6 protein-coding genes are annotated in these 6057 nt (G+C 73.6%); 1 reads left to right on the forward strand and 5 read right to left on the reverse strand.

The features are described from left to right. Positions 1-9: 9 nt before the first annotated feature. The 3 genes from cutA to ACGFH9_RS00510 form a co-directional block, all read right to left on the reverse strand. Positions 10-330, reverse strand: coding sequence for a divalent-cation tolerance protein CutA (cutA, locus tag ACGFH9_RS00500; protein WP_355237358.1), 321 nt, complete (start codon positions 328-330; stop codon positions 10-12). Positions 331-413: 83 nt separating this feature from the next. Beyond that, positions 414-1418 (reverse strand): 1-acyl-sn-glycerol-3-phosphate acyltransferase, encoded by a 1005-nt coding sequence (locus ACGFH9_RS00505; protein WP_393213207.1) that lies wholly within the window; start codon positions 1416-1418, stop codon positions 414-416. Next, positions 1418-2251 carry a patatin-like phospholipase family protein gene (locus tag ACGFH9_RS00510; RefSeq protein WP_355237353.1) on the reverse strand — a complete coding sequence of 278 codons (834 nt, stop codon included), beginning with the start codon at positions 2249-2251 and terminating at the stop codon, positions 1418-1420. Before ACGFH9_RS00510 ends, ACGFH9_RS00505 begins: the two co-directional genes overlap by 1 nt. A gap of 164 nt (positions 2252-2415) precedes the next feature. Here ACGFH9_RS00510 and ACGFH9_RS00515 point away from each other — a divergent pair, with 164 nt between their 5' ends. After that, complete coding sequence (locus ACGFH9_RS00515; RefSeq protein WP_393213211.1) at positions 2416-3924, forward strand: protein kinase; 1509 nt, start codon at positions 2416-2418, stop codon at positions 3922-3924. A 14-nt stretch (positions 3925-3938) separates the two neighbouring features. Here ACGFH9_RS00515 and ACGFH9_RS00520 read toward each other — a convergent pair whose 3' ends face one another. Both ACGFH9_RS00520 and ACGFH9_RS00525 read right to left on the reverse strand, forming a co-directional pair. After that, complete coding sequence (locus ACGFH9_RS00520; protein ID WP_393214177.1) at positions 3939-4994, reverse strand: glycosyltransferase family 4 protein; 1056 nt, start codon at positions 4992-4994, stop codon at positions 3939-3941. Between the two features lie 141 nt (positions 4995-5135). Beyond that, positions 5136-5792, reverse strand: a complete 657-nt coding sequence (locus tag ACGFH9_RS00525) for a BON domain-containing protein (RefSeq protein ID WP_393214180.1) — start codon at positions 5790-5792, stop codon at positions 5136-5138. Positions 5793-6057: the final 265 nt, after the last annotated feature.

Consider the following 6057-nt stretch of genomic DNA (forward strand, 5'->3'; position numbering starts at 1 on the left):
TGCGCGTACCTAGGGTCGGGTGTGGTCGTGTACCCAGGCCGCGTACCCGGGGTTGCCGCTCTCCACCCTGGACACCAGGATCTCCGGGACCTCGTACGGGTGGCTGGCCCGGATCTGGTCCACCAGAGCAGCCAGCCGGTCCGGTGCGGTCTTGAACTGCACGGACCACTCGGTGCTTGTCTCCACCCCGGAACGCCACCAGTAGGTGCTGTCCACCTGACCGCCGACCTGGGCACAGGCGGCGAGCCGCCCGGCGACGGCCGCCGCCGCCAGCACGTCCGCGACCGAACGCGCATCCACCACCGTCGTCACCACGCAGATCTGCTCCACGAGCGCACCCTACGCGGCGACGCCCCGCGGAGCTTGCTTTTCGTTCGCGACTGCGGGGCTCCGCTGCGCTGCACTCCTCGCGCTCACCGGTTGGCTGCGATCCACGTGTCGATCTGCGCCCACCAGTCGAAGAGCCAATCGATGCGCTGCTGCCGTTCGGTCGGCACCTCCTCGGGCGGCACCGACCAGAAGCGCATCACGATCCGCTTGTCCATGGGCAGTTCCCGCCACACGTCGGCGACCGTGAGCATCCGGTCCAGTCCGGTGTGGGCGACGAAGATGACCCCGGCGTCCGGTGCGGCGTCCAGCGCGGCGAGCACCCCACCGGGCTGCGGGGCGAGCACGTGACGCATCCGTTCGGCACGACGCGCCATGCGTTCGAGGCCGAGCGAGCGCAGCCGGGCGATGGCCCGCAGTCGCCGTCGCGGGGTGAAGTTGCCGCCCTCCGGGAAGATCACGAAGGCGTCGTTGTCGTCCAGGCCGGTGGCCAGGTGCCCGACCTGACGTACGGTCTCCTCGCCACGCTCCGTGGTGGGCGCGATGAACCGGTTGGGCAACCTGTTTAGCAGCACGTCGATCGCCGGGTCCCACTGGAGGCTGTCCTTGAGCACGATCCGTGGCTCCCGGTGGAACCAGTTGACGAGCCCGTGGATCAGGATGAACGAGTCGCCCGGCCCGGCATGTCGGCACAGCACCAGTTCGGGCCGACCGGGCAGTGCGGTGTCCGGGTCGGTCCCGACCACGTCGATGTTCAGCCGCAGCGACCAGCGGGCCTGCCAGAACAAGACCCGCAGGAACCAGCCGGCCAGCACGTAGTGCGCGCGCTGGAACCCCGGGGACCGGCTGCGCCAGCCGAACCCGGAGGCCAGCCAGAGGACGAAGAGCGCGAGCAGCGCGGCCGCGTCCCAGACCAGGTAGACGCAGCCGATCCAGAGCAGCCGCAGGGGGCGGAGCCGGCCCGGGACCAGCGGTGAGGCAGCGGCGGCGAGCAGTGCCCAGACCGGCAGCGTGGTCACGACGACGATCGCGAGCAGCACCACGCCGGGAGCGATCAGCAACCGCCGCAACCACCGGGGAGGCAGCGGCATCAGCGGTCCACGTGGGTGGCGAGGTAGCGGCGGGAAGCGGTGTACGCCCGGCTGATCCGACGTCCCACCGCGGCCATGTCCCGGTACGCCCAGGGCGTGTCGTCGCGGGGATCCAGCCCTCCGGTCGGCAGGACGTGCACCTCCACCCCCTCGGGTAGCGCGGCCATCTCCCGGAAGAACCGGTGCCGGCGGGAGATCTCGAACGCCACCTGCGCGATCTCCCACGGCCGTCGGGGCGGCGTCAGCTCCCGTTCGATCCGGCCCACCTGGAGGACGAAGATCTGGCTGGCGCCCGCGGCCACCGCCTCGCCGATCGGGATGGAGTTGACGATGCCACCGTCGATGTAGTGCGCGCCGTCGATCTCGGTGGGCGGGAGCAGACCTGGCACCGATGCCGACGCCAGCACCGCCGGCACCACCGGCCCGCTGGTGAACCAGTGTTCGGCGGCGCGTTCGATGTGGGCGGCGCAGCAGCGGAACGGCACGCGCAGGTCGGCGAAGGTGGTGTCCAGCCCCAACTCGGACTCCAGGAGCCGGCGCAGCGGTCGGGGCGAATGCAGGTGGGTACGGGCGGCGAAGCGGCGCAGTTGTCGGGCGACGGAGTCGCCGTACACCTCGCTGGCCTCGGGCGACGCCCAGAGCCGGACCAGCCGGTCGGTCACCGCCTCGGACGGGTCGGCGGCGACCAGCGCACCGTTGACCGCGCCGATCGAGGTGCCGATCACCATGTCGGGCTGGATGCCGGCGCGGAACAGTGCCCGCAGCATCCCGACCTCCACAGCGCCGAGCACCCCGCCGCCGCCGAGTACGAACGCCACCGGTCCCGGAGCCATGTCCTCATCCTGGCACGCGCCCGCCGCCGACCCGCGAGCCGCCGCCGCAGGACGGTCGGCGCACCCCGGCCACCGTCCGTCGACTTGCCGTCCCGTCGGCGTTGACAGGCACGACACATTCGCGCAACCTGATACCGCTCCCACCCCGAGGGCAGGTGCGATCCGTGAAGGCAGCGCTGCATCCGGGCCGCTTGCTGGCCCGCAGGTACCGACTCATCGACCAGATCGGTGCCGGCGGCATGTCGGTCATCTGGCGCGCACGGGACGAGGTGCTCGACCGTTTCGTGGCCCTCAAGGTGCTCGCCGCCTCGTTGGCCGCCGACGCACGGTTCCGCGACATGGTGCGGGAGGAGGCGCGCGCCGCCGCCCAGTTGGTGCACCCGCACGTGACCTCGGTGCACGACTACGGCGAGACGGTCGACCCGGACGGCTCCATCACCTCGTTCGTGGTGATGGAGTTGCTCAGCGGCGAGGAGCTGGAGCTGCGGCTCACCGAGGGGCCGTTGCCGTGGCCCGAGGCGGTCGAGGTGGGTGCCCAGGTCGCCGACGCGCTGGCCGCCGCGCACCGGCTGGGCATCGTGCACCGCGACATCACCCCGTCCAACGTCATGATGACGGCGATGGGGGTGAAGGTCCTCGACTTCGGCATCGCGACCCGGATCGGCGCGCCCGACGAGGACGAGGACGGCGGCACGTTCGGCACCCCGGCGTACGTCGCCCCGGAACGCCTCGACGGCGCTCCCGCCCAACCGGCCACCGACGTCTACTCGCTCGGCGTCCTACTGCACGAGGCGTTGACCGGGCGGGTGCCGTACCCGGCGGACACCTGGGAGCAGCTCAGCGCCGCGCTCGCCGACGGCCCCACGCCGACGCTGGCCGGCGTGCCGGAGCTGCCGACGGCGGTCGCCCGGATCTGCCTGCGCAGCCTCGCCCGCGACCCGGCGGACCGGCCGACCGCTCGGCAGATCGCCACCGTGCTGCGCGGCCATCTGCTGACGCCCGACCCGCCGACCGCCACGATCGGAGTCCCGGCCCCGCCCCTGCCGACGCCGTCGCCGCCGGGCGTGCCGGCGAGCGACGCCCCGGCCGCGCACGCGGGCGTCGTGACGACGCTCCGCGCCGACGACGCGACCCGCACGCCGGTACTGACCGGTGACGGCGCCCCCCGGTCACTCCGACGGCCGGCGCTGCTGGGGATCGCCGTGGTCCTGGCCGTCGCCGTTGCGCTCGCCGGCACCGCCCTGCTGCCCGACCAGAAACCGGATCGTCGGGCCGAACCCACGGCCGGTCCGACGACGCCCGCGCCCAGCGACCCGCCGACCGATCCGCCAACCGGCGACCCGGTACAGCCGGCCCCGGTGCCGACGTCGGCACCGCCCACCGTCGCGTCCACTGCCGAGCCGGGCACCCTCGCCGAGGCCGCCAACCGCGTCGACGGACTCGTCGACGCCGGGCTGCGCGACGGCGAGATCCGCAGCGACGTCGGCCTCGACCTGCACCAGTCGCTGCGCAACCTGCTCGTCGCCGTCGGGTCCGGCCGGGACGAACTGGCGCCGTCGGTGGCCCGGCTGCGCGAGAAGGTCGCCGTCCGGCTCGGCGAGGGTGCGATCAGCCCGGCGTACGCGCAGCGGCTCGACGCCGCCATCGCCGAGTTGGGCGCGGCACGGGTCTGACCGGGGCGAGGCGGTCAGCGCACCGCGACCGAAGCCGTTCGCCGGACGTCGGCCCGACCGAGGGCGAAGCGCTGGTAGATCTCCTCGTAGCCGTACGCCATCCGCTCGACCGAGAAGTTCTCGGCGACGTGCGCCACGCAGTCCTGCGGGTCCAGCTCCCGCGCGGCCCGCAACGCGGCGGGCAGTTCCTCGGCCCCTCGGCACACCAACCCCGTGCGACCGGGCCGCACCAGTTCCGGGACCGCGCCCCGGTCCAGCGCGACCACCGGCGTACCGGTCGCCATCGCCTCCAGCATCACCATGCCGAACGGCTCGTCCCACTGGATCGGCATGATCAGGCAGCGGGCGTCGACAAGCATTCGCAGGGTCTCGGCACGGTCGGCGTTGAATACGACTGTCACGTCCTCGTCGACCAGCGGTGCGACGACCTGCTCGTAGTAGCGTCGCTCGGCCGGCTCGTTGCACTTGCCGGCCAGCAGCAGCGGCAGGCCGGCCTCCCGGCAGGCACGAATGGCGACGTCCGGGCCCTTGTCGGGGCTGAACCGGGCCAGCCACAGCACCGGCCCCGGGCCGGGCTCGGTCTTACGCGGAAAGCCGCGCAGGTCCAGCGCGTTGTGCACGGTGCCGGCCCAGGGCAGGCCCGTGTTGAGCCCACGTTGGGCGTGCGAGATGGCCACCAGGGCGACGTCCTCGTCGGCGTCACCGAGCACGTCGCCGTACTCCCCCACCGGGTTGCCGTGCACGGTCGCCACCGTCGGTACCGACCGGCGGCCGGCCACCAGCGGGCCGATCGTGGTGTGGTCGTGGATCACGTCGAAGTCGGCCGGCGTGATCAGGCGGTTCACCCGGGCCAGGTGCGCCAGCTCCGGCAACGACTCGCCGAGCCGCTCGTACTGCACCTCCGCCACGGTGGAGACGAAGCCGCTGGCGGCGGTGCCGTGCTGCGCACCGGCCCCGAACAGCGTCACCGCGTGACCGTGCGCGGTCAACGCGTCCACCAGGCCGGCCACCACCTGCTCCAGACCGCCGTAGCCGGGCGGCGGCACGGACAGCCATGGCGGGACCACCATCGCGATGCGCAACGACCGCTCCGGCGGGCGGTCGGCGGGCGGGTGGTTCACGGCCACGAGTCCTCCCCGTTGGTCCCCCGGTTGGCATGGTTCGCGGCGGATTCCCCACGCCGCCCCCGGTAAACCGGACAAGGCGGACGCTTACCCGCCGACCAGGAGTTGGTCGTGCACGACCCGCACACCCGGCGTCGACCACGCCACCCGCTCCACCTGGTCCCGTTCCCACCACGAGCGGACCACCCCGGCGAGGACCAGCGTGTCGCCGTCAACCTCCACCGCCACCCGTTCGGCGCCGAGTGTCCGCGCCAGCGCGCGCTGGACGTCCTGGCGCACCCGCTCGTCCGGCGGCGGCGACGACGGTCGCACCTCGACGAGGTTCGTGATCCCCCGTACGCCGTCCAGCCGGCGCAACTCCCCCTCGGCGGCGCGGCGCTGCCACCCGAACTCGACCTCCCCGCGCAGCATCACCCAGCCGTTGGCCACGCTGACGTCCAGATGCTCGGCGGGTACGAAACTGTCCCAGTCAAGGGCGCGGGACGCGGCGAGGGCGATATCACCGTCGGTACGCCCCGGGGTTCCCGGCAGCCGTACCTCGATCTCGTCGGCCACCACGCGTACCCCCCGGACCCGTTGGGCGCAGCGGATCGCCGCCCAACCGCGGGCGGCCCCGTCGACGTGACCGGTGAGGGTGACCACCCCCTGGTCGACGGTCACTCCGATCTCGTTCGGCGGCACCTGCGGGTTCCAGGCCAGCTCGGCCAGGACGTCCCGCTGGATCTGGTCGTCCTCGACATCCATGGTGCTCATCGGCCCCACCCCTCACGCTCGCCAGCTCGCCCGCCGAGCCTGCCGGCCGGACGGGTGACGGCGGTTCACCCTGCTCGGGTGAACCGCCGTTCGGGTGAACCGCCGTTCGGGGGAAAGAAGCGGGGGGGGGGGGGGGCCCCCCCCCCCCCCCCCCCCCCCCCCCCCCGCGGGGGGGGGGGGGGGGGGGGGGGCGGGGCGCGGGGGGGCGGCCCCCCCCCCCCCCCCGCGGGGGGGGGGGGGGGGCGGGGCGGGGGCC

Origin of the sequence: Micromonospora sp. NPDC049102 (assembly GCF_043197485.1) — a bacterium.
Classification (GTDB): domain Bacteria; phylum Actinomycetota; class Actinomycetes; order Mycobacteriales; family Micromonosporaceae; genus Micromonospora.

Excerpts from the sequence above, each read along its gene's own strand:
- ACGFH9_RS00525 (WP_393214180.1), bottom strand. The coding sequence starts at position 5,792 with ATGGATGTCGAGGACGACCAGATCCAGCGGGACGTCCTGGCCGAGCTG.
- ACGFH9_RS00505 (WP_393213207.1), bottom strand. The coding sequence starts at position 1,418 with ATGCCGCTGCCTCCCCGGTGGTTGCGGCGGTTGCTGATCGCTCCCGGC.
- ACGFH9_RS00520 (WP_393214177.1), bottom strand. The coding sequence starts at position 4,994 with ATGGTGGTCCCGCCATGGCTGTCCGTGCCGCCGCCCGGCTACGGCGGT.
- ACGFH9_RS00510 (WP_355237353.1), bottom strand. The coding sequence starts at position 2,251 with ATGGCTCCGGGACCGGTGGCGTTCGTACTCGGCGGCGGCGGGGTGCTC.